This window comes from uncultured Ruegeria sp. (assembly GCF_947497005.1).
In the GTDB taxonomy this organism is placed as follows: domain Bacteria; phylum Pseudomonadota; class Alphaproteobacteria; order Rhodobacterales; family Rhodobacteraceae; genus Ruegeria.
On sequence record NZ_CANMFF010000033.1, the window covers coordinates 1 to 25123 of the forward strand.

A 25123-nucleotide genomic window follows, 5' to 3' on the forward strand; every position below is an offset into this window, starting at 1 on the left:
AATTCGCAGAACTCGCAGTCTAAACACAGCAATTTCTTACGAGCATTCATACTTCCGAAAAGAATGCGACAAAGCCGAAACCAGTGCGTCCTGCGCCGCCCTTGCTCGGTCCAAGCGTTAACACTTGAACACGCGAAAGAAAGAATTGTGCGTTTGACACAATGATGAGGGACCCACTCAGCCATGGATTGCTTCACATAACACTTAAGAGACGTTCTCGGATGTGTTGACGCATTCACCCTTCAATGGTTGCGAATACCTGCCATTTGAGACGCGTACGACCAATCGATGCGATGCATAACACATCGGTCATTGCTTAGCATCGAACCAACACCGATACTTCCTATTATTTTTGGAAATTGTACTCCAGGGAGGTCGATTTGCTCAACGGTGCGATGCTTGTGTGGTTCTTGCTGACGGGTGCCAGCGTGGCATTCGTCGTTTGGGATTCAGTAAGTAATGGCGTGACCAGTTGGGTTCAACGTATGGCTTGGATTCTGGTGACGATCTACACGGGACCTGTCGGCCTGTTTTTCTATCTGATCACCTGCCGCCGACCGTTTCCGGGCGGACATACGCGTTTCACGCGCGCGACTTGGAAACAAGGTGTAAACAGCGAAATGCACTGCTTGGCAGGCGACGCCACCGGGATCATTATTGCCGCAATCCTCGTTCATTTCCTCGCGCTACCAAATGGCTGGGACATCACCGTCGAATACGTCTCCGGTTTCGTCTCGGGGCTTTTCATCTTTCAGGCCCTTATGATGCTTTCGATGTATGTAAGTTATGCAGGGGCTGTCCGAAAGACGCTCTTCGCAGAGACCGTGTCGATGAACATGGTAATGACGGGCATGATCCCCTCGATGGTGCTGTTAGCAGCGGCTTGGCCTGGATCGGAAGACCCGCTCTCGCCGACTTTCTGGTTTCGCATGGGCCTAGCAACAATTGTGGGTGGTTTTGTTGCATTCCCGATCAATTGCTGGCTGGTTGCCAATCACTTGAAACACGGATGTATGACCTTACCCGGGGCCGATGGCCCGGCACTGGGCAACGGTCATATGTCTTCGGAGGTGCACGGTATGTCCCATGACGAAATGGAGAACATGCCCGGTCACAGTATGGGTATGAAGACACTGCCATTGCACTCCATGTTCCTCTGGGTCATCGGCACCTACGCGATTCTGCTGATCGCACTCTTGGCGACATCGCAAGTTACACCCATCCATTTTTAGAGCTTCAAAACCTGTTAGGAACCTAAACCACGACGACATTGCAGACCAATGCGAATGGTCGCCGAACTGACCTCGCAACCCCGTAAGCCCTACCAAATGCCCAGTTGCTACTCGTGCGAAAGATTACGGCTGGCCTGCAATTGCTGAATATCGTCAGGCCAAGTTGATCTTATATAGGTTAGAACGTCCCAAATATCGTCGTCGGTGAGGGTGTCAACAAATCCAGGCATGCCACTTGCAAAGGCATCGACGCCGCGCGCGGCCAACACCGCCTCGCCACCTAGTTGGGTGTATTCGAACAGAAGTTGGTTGTCGTGGTGCCAGGTATGCCCGGTCTCGTCATGGGGCGGCGATGGCAGAATGCCGTTTTCGTCAGGCGTCTGCCAATCCGGCTGTCCTTCGAGTTTGACGCCATGACAAGACGCGCAGTGTTCAGCGTATAGGGTCTGCCCATTGGTCAAATCCCGGTCGTCCATTTCGTGACCAGCACTTGCGCTCGTTGCGAAGCTAAAAAATGTGACGACCAAGAAGTTCAGCTTGATCATGGGATACCTCAATTCGGTAGGGTCAAGACGCTGGTGAGCGTCGCGGTTGCTGCAAAGACCACCAGAATGATTACAGCTTCGATTTCAATGGAGCGCACCAAGTGGCGGGCGGCTTTATTGTCCCCTGCCTGCATGGCTGGAACGAAGCGGAGTTTGTTTGCGGCTGCCAACGTCAGGACCATGCCTACAAGTGCAAGTTTGATTAAAAGGGTTTGCCCGTAGCCGGTGGTCATCAGCGACCACAGATCGCCCAACAACATCCAAGCCATCAGCAGTCCCGCCAATATCATTGCAGGAACAATGACCGAAGCAGCCTGCCCAAACCGATGCCCCAAGAGGGCCGCGCTACGCAGGTGTTCTGGTTGTCGCGACAGATCATAAAGTGGTCCAAGGACCCCGATCCAAAACGCAACTCCCAAAAGGTGCAGGAGCAATAGAAAGCGGACGCCGGTTATCTCCAACTCTGGGACATGCCCGATCTGGGCGAATGACCACAGCGCGATCATTCCACCGGCAAGCGCGATCCATTGTCCAATTAGGGGCATGAATACCCCGACGATCATCAAAACCGCCCCGGCAATCCGATAGACGAGAACGTCGCCAACCGGGGTCTGCCACAGCAAACCGAGCATTTCTGGATCGGTCATACCATCAGCCCCGCCCGTCAGGGCTGCACCGCGCAGCATGAACCCAAGGACAGAGCCCGCAAGCGCAAGCCCCGCCAACAGAGCAATCTGACCACGCATCCTATCGCCCAGAGGCGACACCAAGTCGGCAAAAGCAGCCCGAATGATCAAAAGACCAGCCGCACCACTAATGCCGACATACAGCATCAGCTTGGACAAAATTGCGCCTATTCCCCAGATGTCGGGCATGGTCAGCCCACTGTAAATGTGAACTCGCCCTGCATGGCGTGCCCGTCTGCCCCCAAACCCCGCCATTCAATGCGATAGGTGCCTTCGCCCATGCTTTGAAGCGGGAGAGCGAACGCGCGCCCAAAACTTGTCTGATCTCCTAGGTCGAGCGTGACGGTATGAGCCTCCTGATGGATCATGTTGACCTTTGTTAGGCGAATATCATCCGCGAAATTGAAACTGATCTCAGAGGGCACTTCGGCAACTGTCGCGCCGTTTTCGGGTGTGGTGGTGTCCACGCTCGAATGGGCAAATGCGCTTGTGGCAAGCGTGGAAATCAATGCAAATATGGTGAGCTTCTTCATTGGGGGTTCCTCAGTTTATTCCATTGGCGCGCTGGATTTCGCGGATGTAGTCGATGACCATAGCCACGTCACCGCGGGTCAAGCCTTCAACCGGAGGCATGTCGCCAAACTGCCAGTGGTGGCTTCTGACGCCCATTGCGACCGCGCGTTGAAATGACTCGTCTGCATGATGGCTGGGTTCATAGATAATATGGATCAGCGGTGGCCCTGCGCCTTCTACGCCGACCGCGTTGCTGCCGTGGCACGCGGCGCATGCGGTGTCGAATATACGCTGCCCGATGGCCGCATTCCCTTCAATAGGCGGCATCTGTATGGCCACCATCGCGTCGCCCTCGACAGGTGCCGACTGCGCGGCGTCGTCAACCGGGACGGGGCTTAGAGTGATGTAGGCGGCGACGGCTACCACGGCGCACGCGCCGATCAGGAGATATTTTCGGGTCATGTACTGGTCCTAACCTTATGTAACAGAGTGGGGCCGCAAATAATTCGCAGCGCACTGGAACGTGTTCACTGCCGTGAACCGCCTCGGAAATCTGTTTTAAGCGTTAGGTGGCCTGTCCGGGTTGTCCGGTTCATTGAGCGTCGACAGGCTAGTGGCCCGCAATGCTAATACGACGGCTGCTTGGTTAGATTTGGTTTCGAATGCCGGTGTCGTGAGCGCAAGAACGTTACACAGGAATGGATTGCATCCTTCATGCGCCGAGGTGTCCGGTTCATGCTGCCCGTCTTCGCCGGGAGCGACCAGCCCGTGGTCAGCGTGTTGCGCCTCAACACTTGTTGCCATGTGTTCAATACAATGCCCGCCAACGCACTCACTAGCTAGCGCATGTGCGACGTTCCCAAGCCCCATAACAAGGATCAGGAAAACCGTAAGAACTGTCGTGGTTAGTGGGCGAATGTATGTCACGTGGCGAAGCTACCCCGGATTCTGACCGAACACAACGCGCCGGCCAAAGGGGGCGCAAAACCCAACGTCCCGCTACAGGGTACGCAGTTGAGAAAGCATTGGGCAAGAAACATTCCCACTGTCGCAATTGGCTGTAAGTTCAGTCAACGCCGCTTCCAAACGCTCAAGTTCCTCTATCTTTTCGCGCACATTCAAGACGTGGTGCTCAGCCAAGTCCTTAACGGATTGGCAATCTTCGCTATCTCCTTCGGATAGTTCGAGGAGTGTCCTCGCATCGGCAAGCGGAAAACCCAAGTCACGGCATTTCTTTAGGAATCGAAGCCGTCCAATATCCTGCGTGGCGTACATTCGTCGATTGTTTGAAGCGCGTTCCGGTTTAGGCACGATCCCTTCGCGTTCGTAGTAGCGGATCGTTTCAATGCCGATACCGCTTTGCCGGGATGCTTCCCCAATCGCAAACATGTGAGACTCCCCACCTTGATCCTGTAGTGGCTACAGAAGTTATACGAAAGGTTGTCGCTTAGACAACTCCGCGCAAAAAAGGTCGTCAGGAACGCCAATGCAGAAGCACCTTAGCCTCAGTTACCTAGGATCGCTTTCCGCGCTTGGCGTCGCGACTTGCTGTGTATTGCCCATGACGATGATGCTGCTGGGATTGGGCGGCAGTTGGCTGGCAATCTTTGGGAAGATCGCAGCGGTTAGCTACTACGTGTTGGCGATATCGACCACGCTCGTCGCGGTATCTTGGCTGCTGTCTCATCAGCGCGGTTCATTGCCAAAGTTGAAGTGGTGGCTTTGGGGAACGACCGCGATGACCGGTTTAGCTTGGGTTGTCGTGTTCTATGAGGCCCGTATCAACGATTTTCTGATTATGCAGATGTGAGACAATGACGGAACAAACCGTAGTGCTGAAAAGCACACTGACTTGCCCAAACTGTGGGCACAGCGAAACCGAAGAAATGCCGACGGATGCCTGCCAGTGGTTCTATGAATGCAAGTCATGCAGAACAGTTTTGAAGCCGTTGCAAGGCGACTGTTGTGTCTACTGTTCCTATGCAACGGTACCATGTCCTCCAATACAGCTGGGCGATGGTTGCTGCGGATAGAGTGAAAGGTTACCGTGTTACTCGCTTGGCGAACTTGCAACCCGAGAATTTCGACAATTTGCCCAACTGTAGCCCCGGTCTATGATCGCGAGAAACCCGTCATTCAGCGTTTGCGCAGCATAAGGTATTTTGGGTTCATTGCAGACCTTGCTGCCATTGCAGAAAGAGGGGCCGGCATATTGACCAGAACCACATCACTCGTTTTCGCGGCATGGGTTTGGCTGTGTTTCACGATTTTGTCTGCCAAAGCTGACGTGCTGCATAGTTGAGTTCAGCTCGGACCCGATGATCAAATCATTGTAAGAGCAATCTCTGCCTCACCTGATTGCCCCTTGTTGCAAATCGATGGTCAGGCTGTCGCGATGGAAAAGCGAGCAATGCCAGAGGACCAGTTTCCTCATCTGGTTTGCGAATACCGCGCGCCAAAATTGGCACAAAAAATAATGCTTGATGAAAACGCGCTGCCAACGCTCAATCCAAGCGTGCAACGGATCGCCGTGATCGGGGATACCGGGTGCCGAATTCGCGGCACCAGAGTACAGAACTGCAATGATCCAACCACTTGGCCGTTGAAATCCATCCTCGAGGAAATCGCATCCAGATCGCCGGATCTGGTTTTCCATGTAGGTGACTACCTGTATCGGACATCGGAATGCCCGGACCAAGAAAAATGCGGCGGATCTCCTTTTGGTGACACCTATAAGTCCTGGTCTGTAGACTGGCTGGACCCGGCGGACAATCTGTTCACGCGCGTCCCGTTTGTCTTCTTAAGGGGCAATCACGAAAACTGTGGACGCGGCGACAAAGGGTGGTTCCGGTACTTCGAAGCCGGGTCCGTTCCTTCGAATTGCCCCGCTGTAACCCTGCAGTGGATTGCTTCCGTCGATGGTCTTGATCTGATTTCGTTTGATTCCTCGGCTGGTCCGGCGCCGCAAAGCAGCCCTGACTTGTCAAACGTCTAGGGTCAAATGGCCAGGGAGGTGTTTGGAAAAACCAGCAGCGAAGCTTGGTTTCTTACGCACCGGCCGCTTTGGGTGAACATGCACGCGTTCGGAGAGCTGATTGATGGTGACGACACACAGCGGGCGGCGCTCAGCGGGGTCATTCCAGAAACAGTCAACCTTCTTTTGTCAGGCCATATCCACGCCTTTCAGGCGATCGATTTACTGGACGGGCCGGTGCAGGTGATAAGCGGCAATGGCGGAACGCAGCTTGATCCTATGCCCACCGACATTGCTACCAACGTTGAAGTTGCTGGCAGCCTGGCAAGTATAGTAGTCAGCAACAGCGATTTCGGCTTCTTGATGTTGACCCGGAAAACAGATGGTGTCTGGTCGATGGACGCAATCGATGCAGAAGGAAAAACCCGCAATCGATGCCGTCTTATCGGGCGCACGCTTTCTTGCGTGTAACGCAAGTTGAATATGGCTTGAAGGGTTTTGTATTCTAACCTGAATGCAGCGGCAATACGATGAGCCTCATTGTGGCCTGCGCGGTCCGCAGAGCGACACGTCCAGTTCCGATATCGCCATGCTCAAATCATACCATACCGAACCTTGATAATCGCTTTCAAAAGTGAGCATGTTCCAAAAGACATGGTTCATACCCTGATTTGCGGATTGGCCCAATGCCGACATCCGGAAGCCAGTCCAGATGCTACACCCGCGCCTGCTTTCGGGACATTCGCTGCGGGCGCGAAGCTCTTCCAGAAACGCGTACCAGCCTGCGGGATCATGAATATAGAACCGGCGCACGCCGCTAACCCGGAGGAGGCCCGAATCTGAGGTCGATAAGGCACCCCAGCGTTTTCTCCATGATCGTGTAGTCCAGACTGACCCGCTGGGCTGACTAGATACAGTTGCGCGACCGGCCACCCGCAGCAACTCACGAAGATTCTACCCTGCGGAACGGTTTTCCTGATCTTGCTCAGACGGTGCGTGTTGCGATTTTCAAATGATCATTTTAATATTCTCCCATGGGCAGGCCAAGATCATATTCACGCGAAGCCGTGGTTGAAAAAGCCATGGGTGTTTTTTGGCAAAACGGCTACAAGGCTACGTCAATAAGTGATGTCGTCCGCGAAACCGGGCTAAACACGGCTAGTATGTACAAGGAGTTTGGGGACAAGGAGGGATTGTTCTCGGCAGCTCTGGATCATTATCGTGATCATGTCATCGGGCCGCGCTATCGTATTCTGATCGACAACCCGAATTTAGAGGGTGTCGAAATGTTTCTCCGAAACGTTTTTTTGGGAGCCGCCAAGTCGGAATACAAGGGCTGCCTGATGATGAACCACCTTGCGCAGAAACATGTGATAAGTCCTGAGGCCGCCGAACAGGTTGGCGCGTTCTGTGCAGAGGTGGAATCGCTGGTTGAAGCCGCTCTTCGCAATGCCCAGGCGGATGGAGACATCGGGCCGGACAAGGACACGGCGCAGCTTGCAAGCTTTTTGGTTTTTTGCGTCCACGGGACTGTTTTGTATGGGCGGCACGACGAAAAAAAGCACGTAATACCAAATTTTTACGACATGATCATGAGGGAAATTCGCGAGTGAAGTTCATCCTTCATTTATTTTAAAATAAATGTTTTAAAACTAACCTATCCAAACAGAACTGACGGCGACGAAGCGCTGGACGTAAGGAAACAGGGATAGGAGAAACACGATGAGTATTTCCGAAACGGCCATAGCCTTCTTTGATGCGTGCGAAACAGGCAAGGGCTGGGACGTCTGCAAGATATACTGTCAGATCGGTGCCACTTTTACATGCGAAGCGGACGCATTGGCCGACATTTCGACAATCGAGGGTTATACAGCCTGGACGGCAGGAATTTTAACACCGATCCCCGATGGCAATTACGATATCACCTCTTTCTCGACTGATCACGAACGGAACATCGTAACGGCCACAGCAGTATTCAGCGGCAAACAAACCGGTGAGGGTGGACCGGTTCCTGCCACGGGCAAGGAAATCGCAACCAACTATGCCTATGTTATGGAATTTGAAGGCGATAAAATCGCCCGAATGACCAAGATCTGGAACGACGCGCACTCTCTAAAACAACTCGGATGGACGTAATATCATCGCTGTAGTGGCGCCCTTTTAGGGGCGGTGATGCGTGAATTGGTGACCACTTCGACCTCTCACCTGCTACTAAGCCTCTGAGCTCCCAGCCTACGCTTCATGACGACCGTCTATGGCGAGTTTCAGCCCGAAGTGGTTTTGAGCCCTGTGTGAAACGTAAGCATTCCGCAGATCTGGCGTCAATTGACCTTGAGGGTTAATCGCCAGTGCAACAGAAAAAGTAATCCCGCCAAACACTCTTTTGGGGAGGGCGCCATGTCAACTCAAACTGGATATCTGTTGATCGCCGATATATCCGGATACACCCAATTTCTGACATCGTCAGAAATGGATCACGCCAATCCGATTTTGCAATCTTTGCTGGGAGTGCTGATCGAGCAAGTGGGTGATCCGCTTCATTTTTGGAAAACCGAAGGCGATGCGGTTCTGGCATATTCGACACGGCAAGATTTCCCCTCCGGCGAGACCTTCCTGACCATCTGCGAAAACCTCTACAACGCATTTGCTCTTCGTCGACAGGACATAGTTGCCAATACAACCTGTACCTGCAACGCGTGTGCCAATGTCGGAGGACTGGATTTGAAGGTTATCGCCCATCATGGCCAGTTCGAAGAAATGCAGCTTGGCCCGGTGAAGGATTTTTCCGGCGCCGACGTTATTCTGGTCCACCGAATGGCCAAGACAAATGTTGTTGAAGCCACTGGTGTTCACAGTTACGCCTTATTCAGTGAAGCCGCCGCTAATGCCATGGATATTAAAGGCATAGTGGAACCGTTTTCACAAGAAATCGAGCATTTTGGCAAAGTTTTGATGTCAGTCTACGATTTGGCTAAATCGTGGGAACGTTTGCGTGCCAATCGCGAGCGTCATTTCCTGACCGAGGAAGACGGAGTTTGGACATTCCGCCATCATTTCGATGCGCCAATCGCAGTCGTCTGGGAGGCGTTGGTCGCGCCGGAACTAAAGCTGAAATGGATGAACCGTGTACAGGAAATCACCGTCGACAGTCCGCAAGGGCGCCTCGGCAACGGGTCGGGTTATCATTGTTCTCACGAGTTGGCGGACTTTTTCTATCGCATCACTGATTGGGAACCGTTCGACTATTTCTCGACCTGCATCCAGGATCCGGCGCGCACTGGAGTAAGCCTGCCCGAGACATATCAGCTGACGCAAACGAACACTGGCACCGACCTGCGATACACAATGGGTCAAGCGACGGATGCCGAAGGCAATAGGTCGGAAGTCTCCGAACAGGAAGTTTCAGCGTTTCTGGCAGAATTCTGGGCAACATCGTTTTCTGATCTGGACGAACAACTCAACGCCTCGACCTAAGAGATCTTAACTGGGGTGATAAACATTGCACCGGCAATTTCGGGGTATTGAAGACAGCTGAGCGAGAACGAGCCATATTGCTTAATCGGCACAACTTTCACTTGGCTGAAATGGCGGGTGAGGCGCTCAACGTCAGTCGCTGGATTTTCGACTGCATTACGTTACCGTGGTGCGAACAAATATAGTTACAAAAATCTACGGGAGGATGAACCTTGCCATTAAGGCTGTTAGTTGCTGCAACGTTTCTGCACTTAGGTCTGACTCCTTCCATTGTCATGGCGCAGGAAAACCAACCGAAACCCAAAGTGACCGTGACCGCGGCAGAGATTAAGCCAGTATTGTTGACCGAAGTGTTCACTGGTCGGGTCGAGGCTGTGGATCGTGTCGACCTGATTGCGCGCGTGCCGGGATTTGTGAAGTCCATCAAATTCAAGGATAGCTCTTCCGTTGCAGCAGCGGATGTCCTGATCGAGATCGAACCGGATTCTTACGAGGCGACTGTCACAGAAATACAGGGGCAAATCCAGGCTGCACAAGCGGCAAAGAAGCTTGCCGATATCGAGCTTGATCGACAGCAAAAGCTTTACTCCACAGGTGACACACCTCAAGCAGTCGTTCAAAAAGCTGAAGCCCAGCAAGGTGAGGCAGATGGACATGTGCTTGAGCTACAGGGCAGTCTGCAGAATGCCCAACTTGATCTGTCTTACACAAAAATAACCGCGCCCTTTGACGGCCGGATTGGGCTGACAGACCTGTCAGTTGGCGCATTCGTCAGCCCAGAGGGTGGAACCCTGCTGTCGCTGTCCAGCATCGACCCTATCTACGTTACCTTTCCGGTAACCGAAGCCGAACTGCTTGAATTTCGCACGCGCCGCACCAAGGCGTCAGCCTCCGAACCGCTGAAACTGCAGCTGATTCTCGCCGACGAAACAAAATATGGTGAAATGGGCAACATCGATGTGATTGATACGCAGGTGCAGTCTGGAACGGATTCCATTCTGGTCCGTGGTTCCTTTCCCAATCCTGATGGATCGCTCATCGATAACCAGTTGGTGCGAGTCATTGTCACCGATCCCACACAGGAAAAATCACTGGTAATCCCCGCAAAGGCCTTACAGAGAGATCAGTCCGGTTACTTTGTCTTTACGGTCGAAAACGACGGTAAAGTTCAGAAAAAGCAGATCCAGCTGGATCGGACCCAAGGAACCGAAGCCGTCATCTCCGACGGTCTGAGCGAGGGTGATCAGGTCGTCACCGACGGTCTACAGCGTGTCCATGCCGGTGTCGAGGTCAACGTTTCGACGCCCCAGAACGCCTCACCAACCGCCAGCGGGAACTGATCCCATGATCTCGCAGTTGTTTATCCGCCGTCCCAGATTTGCCATCGTCATCTCGGTGGTCATTACCTTGGCCGGACTGATCTCCATAACACAGCTGCCAGTGGAACAACTTCCCGACATCGTGCCGCCACAGGTTCAGATTTCGACCAAATACCCGGGCGCCGGTGCCGAAGTTGTCGAGTCAACTGTCGCCCAGATCATCGAAGAACAGGTGATCGGTGTCAGTGACATGCTCTATATGAAATCTACGAGCGGTTCGGATGGCAGTTATAACTTACAGGTCTCGTTCGCGCCCGGGACCGATCCGGATATCAACGCCGTTAATGTGCAGAACCGTGTCAGTCTGGCGATGTCCGCCTTACCCGAAGAGGTAACGCGCGCAGGCGTCAACACCAAAAAGAAGTCGTCGGCACTGTTGCAAGTCGTGGCCATTACGTCGGACGACCCGAGGAACGATGATTTGTTCCTGTCAAATTTTGCAACGATCAACGTTATGGACAGTATCAAAAGATCACCCGGCGTAGGGGATGCCACCCTTTTCGGGGAACTGGACTATTCTATGCGGATCTGGCTGGACATCGACAAGATGACCAATCTATCGGTGACAGTTGACGATGTGATCGCTGCACTCAATGCACAGAATGTTCAGGCGGCTGTGGGACGTGTTGGCGCACAGCCGATGGCAAAGGACCCGACCTTTCAGCTGAACATCCAGACACAGGGCAGGTTGAGCAGCATCGCCGAATTCGAAGAAGTTGTCGTGCGCGCCCTTCCCGACGGCTCATTTGTCCTGATCAGCGATATCGCGCGGGTGGAACTTGGGGCAAAAACGCAGGATTCCTTTGCCTCTTTTGACAACAAACCGGCCGCGATGATCGGTGTCTACCTTGAGCCGGGGGCAAATGCCCTTGATACCTCAAAGGGCATAAACAAAGCACTGACAGGATTGCAGAACGCCTTTCCTGATGGGGTCAACTGGAGCGTGCCATACAATTCTGTGACATTCGTCCGCGCCAGTATCGACGAAGTCGTAAAGACGTTGATACAGGCATTTGCTCTGGTCGTGATCGTGGTCTTTTTGTTTCTTGGCAACCTTCGGATGGCCCTGATCCCGCTCATCGCGGTTCCGGTTTCGCTTGTCGGTGCACTGACATTCATTCTGGCATTGGGGTTTTCGCTCAATACAGTTTCGCTGCTGGCGCTGGTGCTCGCAATAGGCATCGTCGTGGATGATGCGATTGTGGTGATCGAAAACGTCGAAAAGGTCATGGGTGAGAACCCGGATATGTCCGTACCCGAAGCCACCGGCGAGGCGATGAAGCAGATTACGGCACCCATTCTGGCCATAACCTGTGTGCTGCTGTCGGTATTTGTACCGGTTGCATTCATTCCCGGCATTACGGGAACAATGTTCCAACAATTCGCCGTGGCTGTTTCCTTTTCAATGCTGATTTCTGCGCTGAACGCCCTAACACTCAGCCCGGCCCTGTGTGCGGTGCTTCTGCGCAGGGAAAGCACCCCCAGACGCGGGCCACTTGCCTGGATATCGCGCCGCATAGACAACGCGCGCGATGGCTATGCCTATGCGGTCTCAATTCTTGCCCGTCGGGCATTCCTGGCCGTCCTGCTGCTCGGATTTGCACTTTTCGGCGCAGGCTGGTTGTTCAAGGTCACACCCTCCGGGTTTCTTCCCGTCGAAGATCAGGGGGCCTATTTCGTTGAAGTCGCCTTGCCCGAAGGCTCCTCGATCAATCGCACGTCCAAAGTGATGGAGGATGTCTCGGCCATCATAAAATCCGCACCGGGAGTGCAGGATGTCATGACGGTCACGGGCTTCAGCTTTGTCGATGGCCTGAACAAGTCGAACAGCGGGTTTGGCATCGCGATCATGCAGCCATTCGAAGACCGGACCGATCCGGCCTTGTCTGTAAGATCCTCGATCCGGCACGTCCGGCGCGAGTTCGCCAGTTTGGAAGATGCCATTGCCTTTCCCTTCAATCTTCCGCCGATCCTTGGATTAGGTACGGGCGCCGGGTTTGAATTCGAACTTCTGGACCTGCATGGTGCCAATGTTCTGGATCTTGGCGCAACCGCAGCAGGGCTGGTCACAACCGCCAACGCCGATCCCAGATTGTCGGGCGTTTACACAACATTTTCCGCTCAGTCTCCGAAGCTGAACCTGGACCTCGATCGCAAAAGGCTGCAGACACTTGGCGTGAACGTCGACGACCTATTCCGGGCCATGCAGGTCACATTGGGCGGGTATCATGTGAACGACATGAACCTGTTCGGTCGGACATGGCAGGTCAATCTACAAGCTGATGAGAAATACCGGGCCAATGTCGGAGATATTGCTCGCATTCATGTCCGAAACCGTGACGGAGACATGGTGCCGGTGCGCGCTGTGGCGAAGGTAGAGCTCATTCTGGGTCCGCAGTTGCTGACCCGCTACAATAATTTCCAGGCCGTCACCATTTATGGTGGGCCGCCTCCGGGCGTGTCTATGGGCGAGGCCATCGCGGCGATGGAGGAAATTGCAGCCCAGACCCTGCCAGAAGGCTACAGCTACGATTGGACCGGAACCGCGCAGCAAGAGATTGAGGCCGCCGGTAAGACGCCCATTGTACTGGGGCTTGCATTGCTTTTCGCATATCTCTTTCTCGTTGCACTTTATGAGAGCTGGACGATACCGCTTGCGGTGCTTCTCTCCGTCACATTTGCAGTGTGCGGCGCCTTGGGTGCGCTGCTGTTACTGGGGCTCCAAAACAACTTATACGCCCAGATCGGACTGGTGGTTCTGATAGCGCTTGCCGCCAAAAATGCGATATTGATCGTCGAATTCGCTATGGATCGGTACCGGCAGGGTCTAAGCGCCGTGGATGCTGCCATTCAGGGTGCCCGCGCGCGTTTCCGCGCAGTAATGATGACCAGCTTTGCATTCATCGCTGGGCTCTACCCGCTGGTTGTGGCCGACGGCGCATCCATGCTCGCTCGCAGAGGTGTCGGCACGCCGGTGTTCGGCGGGATGATCGCAGCCGCTCTTGTAGGCATATTTGTCATCCCGTCCCTTTACATCATTGCGCAGCGGTTCAGGGAGAAGGTGCACGGCAAAAAGAATATGGGTGGTGACACGAGTGTCCATTAAATCATTCGGAGAAGCACGGCAGCATCAATCCGAGTTAGGACTGAGCCAATCATTGAAAACCAAGTTCTCATGTGGTTTTTATTCGTCATTACATTTTGTTCGGTATAGTCGTAAAATCGAGTTTAGTACCTAATAGAAACGGCCCATTGCTGCCGTTCATCGGGTAAGCTCACGCCGCAGTGCAGCTTCACCGAACCGGGCATTCGCTGCGGGCGCAAAATCCAAAGGTAGTTGAACTCACGCTCTGTGGACGAAGCGCCAATTCGCTGCGCTCAGCCACGGCCAGAATTATTTTGATTGAAGAGCGCGAGGCGGCAGCCTTAGCTGTTGGAGCGCGCAAACATAGCCAGTTTCAGCTCACATTATGTAACAACGCGAGCTTCTGTAATGATATATCTGTGCGCGCAGCTCGAGCTCTTATTCCGGTAGGCCCGCCGATTTCAAAAGATCTATCCGGCGTTGCCGTTCGGCCGGGTCAGTGGTTTGCTTGTGCCAGAACTCGTGTTTCGAGATGCTGTAGTTCGGAAATACTCGAAGCACCTCCCTCGCCGCTTCTCTGGCTGCTTCTATATCGTTGGCTTCGAGATGCATCGCGGTACGATATCGGTAACAGGAAACGTATTCAGGCGCCAGTTCGAGACAATGCCCGAATGCCTCGTCGGGTGTTGTCACATTAACTCCCTGCCCACCAATGAAAGCTGATGCTTGGATTTTAAGCTGCTTGAGTGGTGGCATTCCAGGCGTCAAATGCCTCGAGACGGTGATATCGAATTGTAATGGCGGAGCGGCGGCGCGCGGCGGCGTAGAAGCAATTCCGAACGGCCGAGTGGATGGCTACGAACCGCTGCAAATCCCCTAGAGACCGATATCCTTGCATCGTCCGTTCCCGCTTTCGGAATGGGAGATGGCTGTTTTCCGCGCGATTGTTGAGGCCCTTATGCAACCAATGATCCAAGCCTGGCGCAATCTCTCGTTTGGCAGCGCCATAGGACCGCAGTTTGTCCGTGATGATCCTCTTGGGAATGAAGCCAAATCGCTTTATCAGGCTGCGTAGCAGCCGTTTTGCGGCCCGTTTATCCCGTTTCGGTTGGAGTATTTCATCCAGCACGATTCCATGCTGGTCGACCGCGCGCCAAAGCCAATACTTGCGGCCAGAGATGCTCACAACTACCTCATCCAAATGCCAGACATCGCCAGGACGACCCTGTCTCAGTCGCAAGTTTCGAGCGATCTGCGGTCCAAACTTGATGACCCAACGCCGGACAGTTTCGTAGGATGCATCGATCCCGCGTTGCAGCAGCATCTCTTCAACTTCACGCAGACTCAAATTGAAGCGAACGTAAAGCCACACCGCGTGGGTAATGACCTGAGGAGGAAATCGGTGACGCTTGTAGCTGATGGATGATGAATTCATCGATGCCAGCTACGTCCAAATCCAGGGGATGTGTCGCAAACTTTTAGAACGGCAAGCGTCAGCGACCTACCGGACACACCTATCCTGCGATCTCGGCAAACAGCCGAAAGCCCGACGTGGTAGTGTTGGGGAATTGTTGCTTTCGGATCATGTTGGCGACCTCAATGCCGTCCAGAGTAGCCGAGGCGGATCTGAACGATTTGAACCCACACATGTGCCGTATGCGACGCTTGATGAACCTATGATCCTGCTCGATCAGGTTGTTCAAATACTTGGACCTGACCGTTTGGATTTTGGTTGAGCAGCCAAACCGATTAAGGATTTTGTTCACTTCTCGAATGCCCACCGCATTAGCTCCACTTTTGTCGATAACGATCTTTTCTGGAATTCCATTAGAAGACAGCGCTTTGGCAAAGAAACTAGCTGCTGCTGGACGGTTCCTCCGCTCAGACAGCATGAAATCAAGGGTATTTCCAGCTTTGTCGACGGCCCGATAAAGGTACATCCATTTGCCGCGAACACGAACGTATGTCTCGTCCATGCGCCAGGAACTCAGCGTTGGTCGCTTCTTCGATTGCGCGTTCACGGCGATCATCGGTGAATACTTAACAACCCACCTATTGAGAGTGGCGTGGTCCACCTGCACGCCTCGTTCAGCCATGATTTCTTCCAAATCCCGATACGACACTGTGTACCGCAGATAGAAAAACACAGCGTACAAAACTGCGTCTTTGGGGAAGTGACAGCCTTTCAAGGAGATCATGCTTAAACCTGTTCGAAAACTATTTGGCGGGAACAAACGCCAGATCCGGCGTGCCCGTCAATCGGACATCGAAGTTTGCGACACATCCGGAGACTTGTATCAAAGCTTCAGGCGCATCTCTCCGCCTTTGTCGAACCGTGGACAGTCAAGAAGATCGGAAAATGATCCGAGGGATCGTTTCTCTTGTCAACGGCCAGCCAATTGAGTTCACACCTTCGCGACGTCGAAATAAGTCAGCCGCTTTGAAATTTTTCGCACAACATGTTGGGGGCGGTGGACTTCCTCGAAAGACCGTTGTCTATAGAAGCGGCGCCAACGCCGGCGGCATTATGGTTAGTAACAAAATGCTGAGAGGCTTTGGCTGCCCAATTCCAATCGAGATGGTGAGGCGCAAGTATCTCAACAATATCGTGGAACAGCCACCGTTTTATCAAGCGGCGGACGTGACCGATGTTGGGGGTCAAAGTACTCGCATCAGCAGCAGTGACGCTGGACGGAGTCGACTTTGCCAACATGATCCGCATAGGGCAACTCACGCCGGGAATCTGTCCATTTCGGCAATTTGCAGAACTGGCTGCTTAGCCCGCCGGTATAGAGCTATCAACGTGGCCATTTAAAACTTCGCAACAGAACCCTGAAAGCTACTTGCTCGCCCAACATCTAGAGCAGCGGTTGTAGCGAATGGCGGCAACAGATTGGCGAGGGTGCTGATGTTTGACAACAGACTTTTGGTAAATCGAGGCCGGTGTTTGTTCCGGTACTCTTCATTTTGGCAGAAACTGGCTTTTAAAGCCTTGGCCTGATGTGATTTTTGCCAGGCGATTGGCCTACGCCAATCGTACTGCAATCCATCTGGACAAATCGCCGTGACCCAAAAGACTTCTGCTTTGAATTCCGACCAACTGAGCCGCCGTGGCTTTTTGAAAGCGTCCATGAGTATGGCCGCGTCTCCTGCAATGTTGGGCGCTGCTGCAACCACGGTCGCAACAAAAGCTGCGGCCCAACAGGCCGAACCGGGGCTTGAAAGAACTCTGATCGGGTATCCTTCGCGCCTCAGTTGCCGCCCCGGGGATCGGGTCGAGTTCAAGGTCAGCGCTTTCAACAATGACAGTTTCGAGGCTGATCTGGTTCGCATTTTCAACGCCGACAATCTGTCCGTTTACAAGGACCGTTTCGAACTGCGCCCGGTTGAGGCCGATTTTGCAGGCACCTATGATGGCATCGCACAACCCCTTAACAACGGGTCCTATGTCGAAGTTCTTGACGCAAGTGCGCTGGACGGGCTGAACAGCTTTACCGTAGGCGCCTATGTTCTGCCCACCTTCCTGCCCGGCGATTTCAGCGAAGAGATCGATCCGAACGCAGCCTATATCACCTCGCCCAGCATTGGCGGCACGGTGGCCGAGCAGTACATGGTGTCGCGCTATGATGCGGTTTCGCAAACCGGTTGGGCGCTGCTGTTGGAAGACGACGGGCGCATCAGCTTTCTCGTGGCCGACAAGGGGAACATGACCAAAGCCACCACGCAGGGCGCGGTGCGCCAGTGGGATTTTGCCTATGTGGCCGGGATGTATGATGCGCAGGCGGGGCTGCTGCGGGTCATTTTGCAGGATATGCCGATCAGCGCCGGTGATCGGTTCTCGGCCCGCCGTCAGGTGGGCGAGACCGCGTTTTCCGGCCCTGTGCCGCAGACAGGACTGCTGCGCGTGGCTGCTGCGGACGGCGGTCCCGGCACAGGGCGGCATAACGTGGCCGCAGGGGCCTTTACCGGACGCATCGCCGACCCGCGCGTGATCAGCGGCGCGCTTTGGGGTGCGGATATCGACCGGATGCGGGCCGAGGAATTGCCCGGCGATCTGGCCGCGCGTGCGATGCTGGATCTGGATTTCAGCCAGGGCATCGGCACGCTGGCCACTGCTGATCTTTCGCAAAACCGCTTGGAAGCCGAGGTGATCAACACCCCGTTGCGCGCGGTGTTCGGCCCGTTCTCGGATTTCAAATCGCAGGACTGGACCAAGGACGCGACGCCCTTTGATGCGATGCACTTTCACGCCGACGACCTGCACGATGCCGAGTGGCAGACCAGCTTTGCCTATACCATTCCGTTCGATCTGCCATCGGGCTGTTATGCGGCGCGGCTGACACAGGGTGACTTTGTCGAATACATCACCTTTTTCGTCAGCCCGCCCAAGGGTAAGCGGACCGCGAAGCTGGCGTTGCATATCGCCGAATACAATATGCTGGCCTATACCAACATGCTGTACGCGGTGCTGCAGCCCGATGCGTTTTCAGGCATTCCGGCCAATCAGGATGACCTGAATTTCATCATCAACAACCGCGAGTATGTCTATGGGTTCTACAACACCCATCTGGACGGCACCTCGTGCAACTATGCCTCGTATCTGCGGCCGATGCTGAACCTCAAGCCCGGCTGGAATGCGTATAACTTCACGCTTGATACGCATCTGATCGATTTCCTCGACAAGGAAGGGATCGCGGTCGACATCCTGACCGACGAACTGCTGCATCAGGAGGGCGTCTCGCTGCTGGAAGGTTATGATTGCGTGATCACCGGGGCGCATCCCGAATATGTCAGCCACGCGGAATGGGATGCCGTGGTCGAATATCAGGCGCAGGGCGGGCGCATGATGTATCTGGGCGGCAATGGCTGGTTCTGGTCGGTCAGCCCGCATCCTAGCGCGCAGGGCGCGATCGAGTACCGCAAAAACACGCTCTGGTCTGAACGTGTGATGGAGAACGGGTTGCGCGGCGGTGGTTTCTGGGAAAGCGACCGGCGGCTTGAGAGTGTCTTTGGCGTCAACATGTCGGGCATGGTCTTTACCGGTTGCACCGATTTCCACAAAACCGCCGATGCCGAGAACCCGCGCGCGTCTTGGATCTTTGACGGCTGCACCGAGGGCGAGAACTTTGGTGCCTACGGCGTCGACAACAATCAGCCCGGCGCTTGCGGGTACGAATTCGACAAGGCCGATTTTGACCTTGGCACGCCCCGGCATGCGCTTGTCATTGGCAGCTCGAACGCGATCCCAGGTCTGATTGAAGAGACCCAGATGGGCACCATGGCGCTGAACCTGTCGCATAGCCCGGCCCCTGAACGGGAAACGACCACCCGCGCCGATATCGTCTTTTTCGAAGGCCCCAACGGCGGGGCGGTCTTCTCGTCCTCGTCAATCTCGTGGTGCGGCTCGCTGCATGAAAATGACCGCCAGAATGATGTGGCGAGCATCACCGGAAACGTGATCCGCCGCTTCCTTGATCCAACGCCGTTCCCAGCCCTGCCAGACGACAGCGTCAAGCCGGTCGAGCGGTTGCCCAGCGACTGGTACCAGGAACTGATCAACCGCGACACCTGATCTGTTCGGCCTGTTTTGCGGTCCCTTCCGGGGCCGCGCATTCATGAAACAAAGGATCTGACGATGACCACTTACAACAAATCTCGCCGTGAATTTCTGGAACTTGCCGCAGGTGTCGGCGCTGCCGCCCTGACCGCCAGCGCAACCCCGGTTCTGGCTGCAAGCGATCCTGCAAACGGCACTGTGATGACCGTGCGCGGGCCCGTGCCCGCCAAAGATCTGGGCTTTACGCTCATGCACGAGCATATCTATTCGGATTTTACCGGCTACTACTACGAGACCAAGCCCGATTTCGACAAAATCGACAAGGTCAAGTATTTCGCCGCCGACCCGGAAGAGCCGGTGCAGATGAAGCATCTGGGCTATATGAATATGGGCGGCTACGCCTTCATGCGCGATGCCTGGTCCCTGCGCGACCGGCAGGTGATGATCGACGAGCTGAACTATTACAAACAGGTGGGCGGTCAGACGATCCTAGAGGTTTCGCCCTGGGGCAAGAACCAGGGGCCGGAATATCATCTGGTTCTGAAAGACCTCAGCGAACAGACCGGCGTGAACCTGATCTGTTCGACCGGGCTTTATGGCGGTGACGGCACATTCTGGTATGACGAAGCCCTTGAGATGAGTACCGATGAGTTGACCAAGACGTTTCTGGGCCATGTGAACGAAGGGTTCGGCACGTCGGGGGTGAAGGCGGGACATCTGAAAACTGCTCCGAACTACTGGGACGAAAACGAACAGCGTGCCGCGCAGGCGATCATCAACGCGCAAAAGGAATGCGGGCTGCCTTACACGATCCACCACGGGTCGAAATTCGATCAGCCCAAGGCCGAAGAGGTCCATCGTGATCTCAAGACAATGGGGGCCACGCCAGAACGCACTGTCTTTGCTCACATGCAGTCCTTCGTCACCAACGACAACCTGCGCAATCAGGTGACAAACCCCGAGGGTCGCTTTGTCGTCGATCTGGATTTCTTCAAGGGTATTCTGGATCAGGGCTATACGCTCAGCTTTGATACATTCGGCACCTGGGTGGGCTTCGAGATTTTCGAATTCCTGCTGGACGGTGACGTGCCCAACGCGTTCGAGGGCAATGGCGGTCAAAGCGATGTCGAGGTCATGGCGATGGTCTATTTCCTGGTCCAGCAGGGCTATTCCAAGCAGATCGTCCTGAGCCAGGATTGTTATGCCAAGAACCACCTGCGCACCTTTGGCGGGGTCGGCTATACTCGGATTTCCAACTACGTCGTGCCGCTCTTGCGCAACGTCGGTGTCGGCGAGGACGCGATTTCCGACATGGTGGTCAACACGCCCGCGCGCATGTTGTCGAAAATCTGATGCGAAGGGTTGGTCATACCGCGGTGTCACTGGTGATGGCATTGGGGGCGGCAACATCGGTTGCCGCGCTGGATGTCACGCCGCCGACCACGATCAGCGCGCAGGCGGCAGCGGAATTGCAGGCGCTTGACCCAAGTCGCGATCCGACGTTGGGCGGGCTGAGCTATGCGGACGCGTTTCAAGCTTTATCCGAAGGCACCGCAGAGGCCGTCGCCGCGGCACTTCAGCAATTCCCTGCCACGGTTGAAACAAGCACAATCGATGGGGCGGATCATCTGCTGATCACACCGGCCAATCTGAACCCTGCGCTGAAGGATCACTTGTTAATCCACGTGCATGGCGGCGCGCATGTGTTTTTCTCGCCCGAATCTGCGCAAACCAGCTCTCTGGCAGCAGCGCAGGCGGTTGGGGTGCGTATCCTCTCGGTGCGCTATCCCCTTGCGTGGCAGGCCCCGTTTCCCGCGTCGCGTGACCGTGTGATGGCCGTTTACCGAGAGCTGCTGACCGAATACCCCTCGGACCAGTTGGCCTTTTACGGTGACAGCGCGGGGGGTGGTCTGATCCTGTCGACCCTACAACAGCTTCAGGCAGAGGGGCTCGACATGCCCGCAGCCGCAGCGCTGTTGTCGCCCTGGACCGATGTGTCCGGGGCCGGGGACAGTTACACGGTGATGTCCGGACAGGATCCGATCATCGACTATCCGATCAGCCTTGCGGCAGCTGCCAGAGAGTATGTGGGCGATCTGACTTTGAATGACCCCGGACCGTCTCCGATTTACGGGCCCATCAAGCCCGGTCTGCCACCCATCCTTCTGACCACCGGAACGCGCGACCTGTTTCTGAGCGATGCGGCAAGGCTGCAGCGCAGGCTGCTGGACGCGCAGGTCCCGGTTGACCTGATCGTCTATGAAGGCATGTGGCACGTGTTCCAGACCTCAACGGCTTTACCTGAATCCGGTGTTGCCTGGGCGGATATGGCCGGGTTCCTGCGCAAAGCGTGGGCTCGTTGACGCCTTCAACCATCTTCTCAAATACCGAGCTCAATTCATGAAACTGTCTAAACTTCTAACCCTTCCCTTGGCTGCGCTTTGGGCATCGTGCCCTCAATCGCTTTTGCCGACGGTGGCTGTGACCAACAATGCCAGCTTGCGCGCAAGGCACAGGACCCGCTGGCCAGCATTCGGGCAGTGGTGTTGGATAATACCGTAGGTTTTGACAATGACCGAGACCCGCAGAGTTATGCGGCACAGATTCAGCCGGTCTACTCGGTGCCTACAGAAGGGCGCTTTAACGTCATACTGCGCGGAATCGTACCTGTTGTCGGGGTCCGGGACGGAGTCGTCCTTCCGCCTTTAGGGCCCGAGCCTCGGGGGCAGTCAAGTTACAGCACTGGTCTCAGCGGCAGCATCGTTCAGGCCTTTTTCTCTCCGAAATCAGATCGCGATCTGAAATTCGGCATCGGCCCGCAAGCCTCTCTCCGTACCAGAACGCGTGACGATTTGGCGGGGCCGGGCAGGGGCGGCGGTATAAGTGCCGTGGCGACCGGCTTTTCCGGGCGATGGAGCTATGCCACGATTGTCGGTCAGCATTGGGGGCAGGACGATTACAGCGTTGCCACCATCAATCCGGTAATGATCTACAATAGCGACCTGCTGGGCGGCAGCTATTTTGGCTATTCGAACTCCCTCACGTATGACTGGGAGGCTTCATCCGGCAATCGTTGGCAGATCCCTCTGGGACTGACAGCTGGCAAGACCTTTCCCCGTGACAATGGATCTGCCATTGATCTGAGCATGGGCTACTACAAAATGGTAGAGCGGCTAGAGGGCGGTCTTGAAAGCCAGTTCAAATTTGCTGTCACGCTCATATGGCCCTAGGAGGTCATGACGACCTTAGCTGCTGATCGATCGTCTCAAAGTCTGTTTGGGTAACTCGCCAAACTGCTTGTGATAATACTGCGCCGCGCGCCCGAAATGCTGAAACCCGGCACCCAACGCTGCATCGGCGATGCCTGTATGATCGCCGGTCAGCAAGGCCTCGCGGAACATATGCAGCCGGACCATCCGCAGGTAACCTTGCGGTCCCATCCCATAAAGTTCCTTGAAGGATCGGTGCAATGTACGGCGGGGCACGTCGATGGCGTCTGCCAGATTATCGATGGCAACACTTTCACACCACCCCTGTCGGGCGGCGAATTCTTCGGCTTTGCTCATGATACCATATTGGCGCGAGGGGCGGGTATGTGTCGGCCGCATCAGCATTGCCAGAAACCTGGACATAACCTGTATGCACGCTGCTCGTTGCTCCGATTGGCAGAGATTTGCCTGCTCCTGTCGTTTGGTCAGGGCACCGCACAGGTCAAAAAAGGCGCGGAGTTCGGACGGGTCACACTGCCACAAGCCGGGTTCCAACCCGATCAAGCCGGCCGCGTGGGCCGGATGCCAGTCAATTTCGATTGTCAGTACAACACATCGCGCCGGAAGAACCATGTCATGATCAGCATCCCCGAATACAAGCGCAAGGTCACCGTTGACCTCACATCCCTTCCAAAGCACCGGACTGGATGAACTCAGAACAACACCGGCGAAAAAGCCCTTTTTTCTAAGCTGCTGAAAACTGCGCAACGGTTTTGCCATTGTCTCATACCGAATGGCCAAACCTGGATAGATCGCTTCAGTGGCGCGATACCCCAACGATCCGACGTCCAGTTGAATAAGCTCGAAGTCCCAATCCGGAGTCGGATCAAAGACGGCTTCAACTTCATTGACTGTATATTGCCAGTGAATGTCCAAAGTTGCGTACCAAATTGGTTTTCGTTTGAGTACCTTAGCGGTCCTCGTAACATTAATTTCAATCTATGTTAATGATCAGTTTACAATGTCGTGATTGCGCCGACGTTACGTCAGGTCACAGTCAACAAGCGAATTTACAGACGCTTCGGCCCGCCGAGCGGTGATACTCAGATAGAAATCGTCAGGCGAAAACTGACAACGGCTTCTATCCCATCCTCATTGCGATCCGAGTGCCGCCAAAGCTGGATATCCGGGGTGAATTGTACGCTATTGGTCAGCTGAAGACGCCAGAACAGCTCGGTCCCGTATTCGTCGCGCCTGTTGCTGTCGTTGGGTTTCGCCCAAAACGCGCCGATACCGATGGCATCCGTCTCATATCCAAACACATTGTCAAAAACCAAACCGCCACTGACAATACGGTGAATGTCGTTTCGGTTGCCGTCATTCGTGCCCGCACGCAGGGCAAGTGTTTTTTCTTCGCCCATTGCCTGTTCCGCGCTGAAAGACCAACTTTCGCTGCGGGATGGGCCGGTGCCCGGCAGGTCGATATGCGTATAGGTCAACCGGTAGTGCCCTTGACCAAGCGTAGGGATATCCGGCGTCCATCCCAGCTCGGCCACAGTCAGCCAATCTCCGTCAAACGCGCCAAAATCGGGATATTCGCCTTTTGCATTTGCCTGGGTCACGACTCCGCCGACATAAAACTGGGCGGATGGCGTCACCCATATTCCGATACCAAGACCGGCATCCCCCTCGGGCAGGACATGCGCGGGATTGTTGGATAGCGGTTCAGCCATAAATGATAGGCGATCATTGCCCAGCGTATCGTTTTCATCGACGAGCGCTGGCAGGAATAGCTGGCCAACTGTAATGTCCAACGCGCCGTCAAAGAACAGCGACTCCCACGACAGTTGCGACACCGAGGTAAACGCTCCTTCGACATTGGCATCGCTGGGCCCCAGCAAAGTGCCGCGTGCGGAGTTGAACTGGGTCGTATTGGTCGACAGAAAGTTATCCCGTCGGCGATAAGCGAAAAAGTCCAGCGACCCTTTGTATGCAACGGTCTCGACCGCTCCGTCCCAGCGCAGGAACACATCGACAGCATCATTCAAGGTCCGCCCATTTGTACCGCCCCGGCTGCTCTGATGTAGGATCGGGGAATATTGCAGGCCGAAGCTGAGGCCATATTGGTCCTCCCACCGGGTGCGGGTATCGTTGAAGGGCTGTAGCAGTTTTTGAATCGGCCCGACGCCGAAGCGGGTCCGGAACCCGCCCTCACGGGTGGCGTCAAGTAGGGCGACATTCTGTTCGACATTGCCGAACTGGACCGACGCGCCAATCGCGGTCGACGTCGTGCGATCCGGGCTGTTTTGAGCCGCGGCCCCGTTTGTCATACCCAAGGCCGCAACAGACAGCAGAGGGCCAAGAATGTAGTTGCGCATATTCAGTACAAACCGGTTTCCATGGGGGTCCCTTAAAAACCGTAGGGCCGGGGACGATCCGCCGGACCTTACGTCCGACCGAAACGCACAA

At 54.9% G+C, this 25123-nt stretch carries 28 protein-coding genes; 14 read left to right on the top strand and 14 right to left on the bottom strand.

From position 1 onward, the window contains the following. Positions 1-485: 485 nt before the first annotated feature. Positions 486-1232, top strand: coding sequence for a DUF4396 domain-containing protein (locus Q0816_RS24620; protein ID WP_298855665.1), 747 nt, complete (start codon positions 486-488; stop codon positions 1230-1232). A 107-nt stretch (positions 1233-1339) separates the two neighbouring features. Here the strand turns inward: Q0816_RS24620 and Q0816_RS24625 are convergent, their stop codons facing one another. The 6 genes from Q0816_RS24625 to Q0816_RS24650 form a co-directional block, all read right to left on the bottom strand. Next, a complete protein-coding gene (locus Q0816_RS24625; RefSeq protein WP_298855730.1) occupies positions 1340-1708 on the bottom strand; it encodes a cytochrome c in 369 nt (122 codons plus the stop codon). A gap of 77 nt (positions 1709-1785) precedes the next feature. Then, on the bottom strand, positions 1786-2652 hold the full coding sequence (locus Q0816_RS24630) for a CopD family protein (protein ID WP_298855667.1): 867 nt from the start codon (positions 2650-2652) through the stop codon (positions 1786-1788). 2 nt (positions 2653-2654) lie between these two features. Continuing rightward, positions 2655-2996, bottom strand: coding sequence for a copper resistance CopC family protein (locus Q0816_RS24635; RefSeq protein WP_298855668.1), 342 nt, complete (start codon positions 2994-2996; stop codon positions 2655-2657). A gap of 10 nt (positions 2997-3006) precedes the next feature. Continuing rightward, positions 3007-3438, bottom strand: a complete 432-nt coding sequence (locus Q0816_RS24640) for a cytochrome c (protein ID WP_298855670.1) — start codon at positions 3436-3438, stop codon at positions 3007-3009. A 96-nt stretch (positions 3439-3534) separates the two neighbouring features. After that, positions 3535-3903, bottom strand: a complete 369-nt coding sequence (locus tag Q0816_RS24645; protein WP_298855672.1) for a hypothetical protein — start codon at positions 3901-3903, stop codon at positions 3535-3537. 72 nt (positions 3904-3975) lie between these two features. Then, a complete protein-coding gene (locus Q0816_RS24650; RefSeq protein ID WP_298855673.1) occupies positions 3976-4365 on the bottom strand; it encodes a MerR family transcriptional regulator in 390 nt (129 codons plus the stop codon). 97 nt (positions 4366-4462) lie between these two features. Between Q0816_RS24650 and Q0816_RS24655 the strand changes: the two genes are divergently transcribed. The 4 genes from Q0816_RS24655 to Q0816_RS24670 all read left to right on the top strand — a co-directional run bounded on the left by Q0816_RS24655 (position 4463) and on the right by Q0816_RS24670 (position 6421). Next, the gene (locus Q0816_RS24655) at positions 4463-4786 is read left to right on the top strand and encodes a hypothetical protein (RefSeq protein WP_298855675.1); all 324 of its coding nucleotides are present in this window, start codon (positions 4463-4465) and stop codon (positions 4784-4786) included. A 4-nt stretch (positions 4787-4790) separates the two neighbouring features. Next, positions 4791-5009, top strand: a complete 219-nt coding sequence (locus Q0816_RS24660; protein ID WP_298855677.1) for a GDCCVxC domain-containing (seleno)protein — start codon at positions 4791-4793, stop codon at positions 5007-5009. Between the two features lie 443 nt (positions 5010-5452). Next, complete coding sequence (locus Q0816_RS24665) at positions 5453-5971, top strand: metallophosphoesterase (RefSeq protein WP_298855679.1); 519 nt, start codon at positions 5453-5455, stop codon at positions 5969-5971. Between the two features lie 72 nt (positions 5972-6043). After that, entirely contained in the window at positions 6044-6421 is a 378-nt protein-coding gene (locus tag Q0816_RS24670) for a hypothetical protein (RefSeq protein ID WP_298855682.1), read from the top strand. A 66-nt stretch (positions 6422-6487) separates the two neighbouring features. Here Q0816_RS24670 and Q0816_RS24675 read toward each other — a convergent pair whose 3' ends face one another. Further along, entirely contained in the window at positions 6488-6763 is a 276-nt protein-coding gene (locus Q0816_RS24675; RefSeq protein WP_298855683.1) for a hypothetical protein, read from the bottom strand. 269 nt (positions 6764-7032) lie between these two features. Between Q0816_RS24675 and Q0816_RS24680 the strand changes: the two genes are divergently transcribed. The 5 genes from Q0816_RS24680 to Q0816_RS24700 all read left to right on the top strand — a co-directional run bounded on the left by Q0816_RS24680 (position 7033) and on the right by Q0816_RS24700 (position 13909). Continuing rightward, a complete protein-coding gene (locus tag Q0816_RS24680) occupies positions 7033-7563 on the top strand; it encodes a TetR/AcrR family transcriptional regulator (RefSeq protein WP_298855685.1) in 531 nt (176 codons plus the stop codon). 109 nt (positions 7564-7672) lie between these two features. Next, positions 7673-8086, top strand: a complete 414-nt coding sequence (locus tag Q0816_RS24685; protein ID WP_298855687.1) for an ester cyclase — start codon at positions 7673-7675, stop codon at positions 8084-8086. A gap of 261 nt (positions 8087-8347) precedes the next feature. Next, positions 8348-9424 carry a DUF2652 domain-containing protein gene (locus Q0816_RS24690; RefSeq protein WP_298855689.1) on the top strand — a complete coding sequence of 359 codons (1077 nt, stop codon included), beginning with the start codon at positions 8348-8350 and terminating at the stop codon, positions 9422-9424. Positions 9425-9699: 275 nt separating this feature from the next. Next, positions 9700-10764, top strand: coding sequence for an efflux RND transporter periplasmic adaptor subunit (locus tag Q0816_RS24695; RefSeq protein ID WP_298855691.1), 1065 nt, complete (start codon positions 9700-9702; stop codon positions 10762-10764). A 4-nt stretch (positions 10765-10768) separates the two neighbouring features. After that, complete coding sequence (locus tag Q0816_RS24700) at positions 10769-13909, top strand: efflux RND transporter permease subunit (protein ID WP_298855693.1); 3141 nt, start codon at positions 10769-10771, stop codon at positions 13907-13909. A gap of 417 nt (positions 13910-14326) precedes the next feature. Here Q0816_RS24700 and Q0816_RS24705 read toward each other — a convergent pair whose 3' ends face one another. The 5 genes from Q0816_RS24705 to Q0816_RS24725 all read right to left on the bottom strand — a co-directional run bounded on the left by Q0816_RS24705 (position 14327) and on the right by Q0816_RS24725 (position 17020). After that, the gene (locus tag Q0816_RS24705; RefSeq protein WP_298855695.1) at positions 14327-14581 is read right to left on the bottom strand and encodes a hypothetical protein; all 255 of its coding nucleotides are present in this window, start codon (positions 14579-14581) and stop codon (positions 14327-14329) included. A gap of 40 nt (positions 14582-14621) precedes the next feature. Next, positions 14622-15323, bottom strand: coding sequence for an IS6 family transposase (locus Q0816_RS24710; RefSeq protein ID WP_298855697.1), 702 nt, complete (start codon positions 15321-15323; stop codon positions 14622-14624). Positions 15324-15402: 79 nt separating this feature from the next. Further along, positions 15403-16086: an IS6 family transposase gene (locus Q0816_RS24715; RefSeq protein ID WP_298855699.1), complete on the bottom strand. Its 684-nt coding sequence runs from the start codon at positions 16084-16086 to the stop codon at positions 15403-15405. 233 nt (positions 16087-16319) lie between these two features. Further along, a complete protein-coding gene (locus Q0816_RS24720; protein ID WP_298855701.1) occupies positions 16320-16610 on the bottom strand; it encodes a hypothetical protein in 291 nt (96 codons plus the stop codon). A gap of 89 nt (positions 16611-16699) precedes the next feature. Then, on the bottom strand, positions 16700-17020 hold the full coding sequence (locus Q0816_RS24725; protein WP_298855702.1) for a hypothetical protein: 321 nt from the start codon (positions 17018-17020) through the stop codon (positions 16700-16702). On the opposite strand from Q0816_RS24725, the gene Q0816_RS24730 reads away from it, so the two are divergent. From Q0816_RS24730 to Q0816_RS24745, 4 genes are all read left to right on the top strand, one after another. After that, entirely contained in the window at positions 17019-19460 is a 2442-nt protein-coding gene (locus Q0816_RS24730) for a N,N-dimethylformamidase beta subunit family domain-containing protein (RefSeq protein WP_298855704.1), read from the top strand. The genes Q0816_RS24725 and Q0816_RS24730 overlap by 2 nt on opposite strands. Before the next feature lie 63 nt (positions 19461-19523). Continuing rightward, positions 19524-20798 carry a hypothetical protein gene (locus Q0816_RS24735; protein WP_298855706.1) on the top strand — a complete coding sequence of 425 codons (1275 nt, stop codon included), beginning with the start codon at positions 19524-19526 and terminating at the stop codon, positions 20796-20798. Further along, on the top strand, positions 20798-21808 hold the full coding sequence (locus tag Q0816_RS24740) for an alpha/beta hydrolase (protein ID WP_298855709.1): 1011 nt from the start codon (positions 20798-20800) through the stop codon (positions 21806-21808). The genes Q0816_RS24735 and Q0816_RS24740 overlap by 1 nt, the downstream gene beginning before the upstream one ends. Positions 21809-21886: 78 nt before the next feature. After that, entirely contained in the window at positions 21887-22675 is a 789-nt protein-coding gene (locus tag Q0816_RS24745; protein WP_298855711.1) for a hypothetical protein, read from the top strand. Between the two features lie 15 nt (positions 22676-22690). Here the strand turns inward: Q0816_RS24745 and Q0816_RS24750 are convergent, their stop codons facing one another. Both Q0816_RS24750 and Q0816_RS24755 read right to left on the bottom strand, forming a co-directional pair. Next, the gene (locus tag Q0816_RS24750) at positions 22691-23590 is read right to left on the bottom strand and encodes a helix-turn-helix domain-containing protein (protein WP_298855713.1); all 900 of its coding nucleotides are present in this window, start codon (positions 23588-23590) and stop codon (positions 22691-22693) included. Positions 23591-23757: 167 nt separating this feature from the next. Next, on the bottom strand, positions 23758-25032 hold the full coding sequence (locus Q0816_RS24755) for a carbohydrate porin (RefSeq protein WP_298855715.1): 1275 nt from the start codon (positions 25030-25032) through the stop codon (positions 23758-23760). Between the last annotated feature and the right edge of the window lie 91 nt (positions 25033-25123).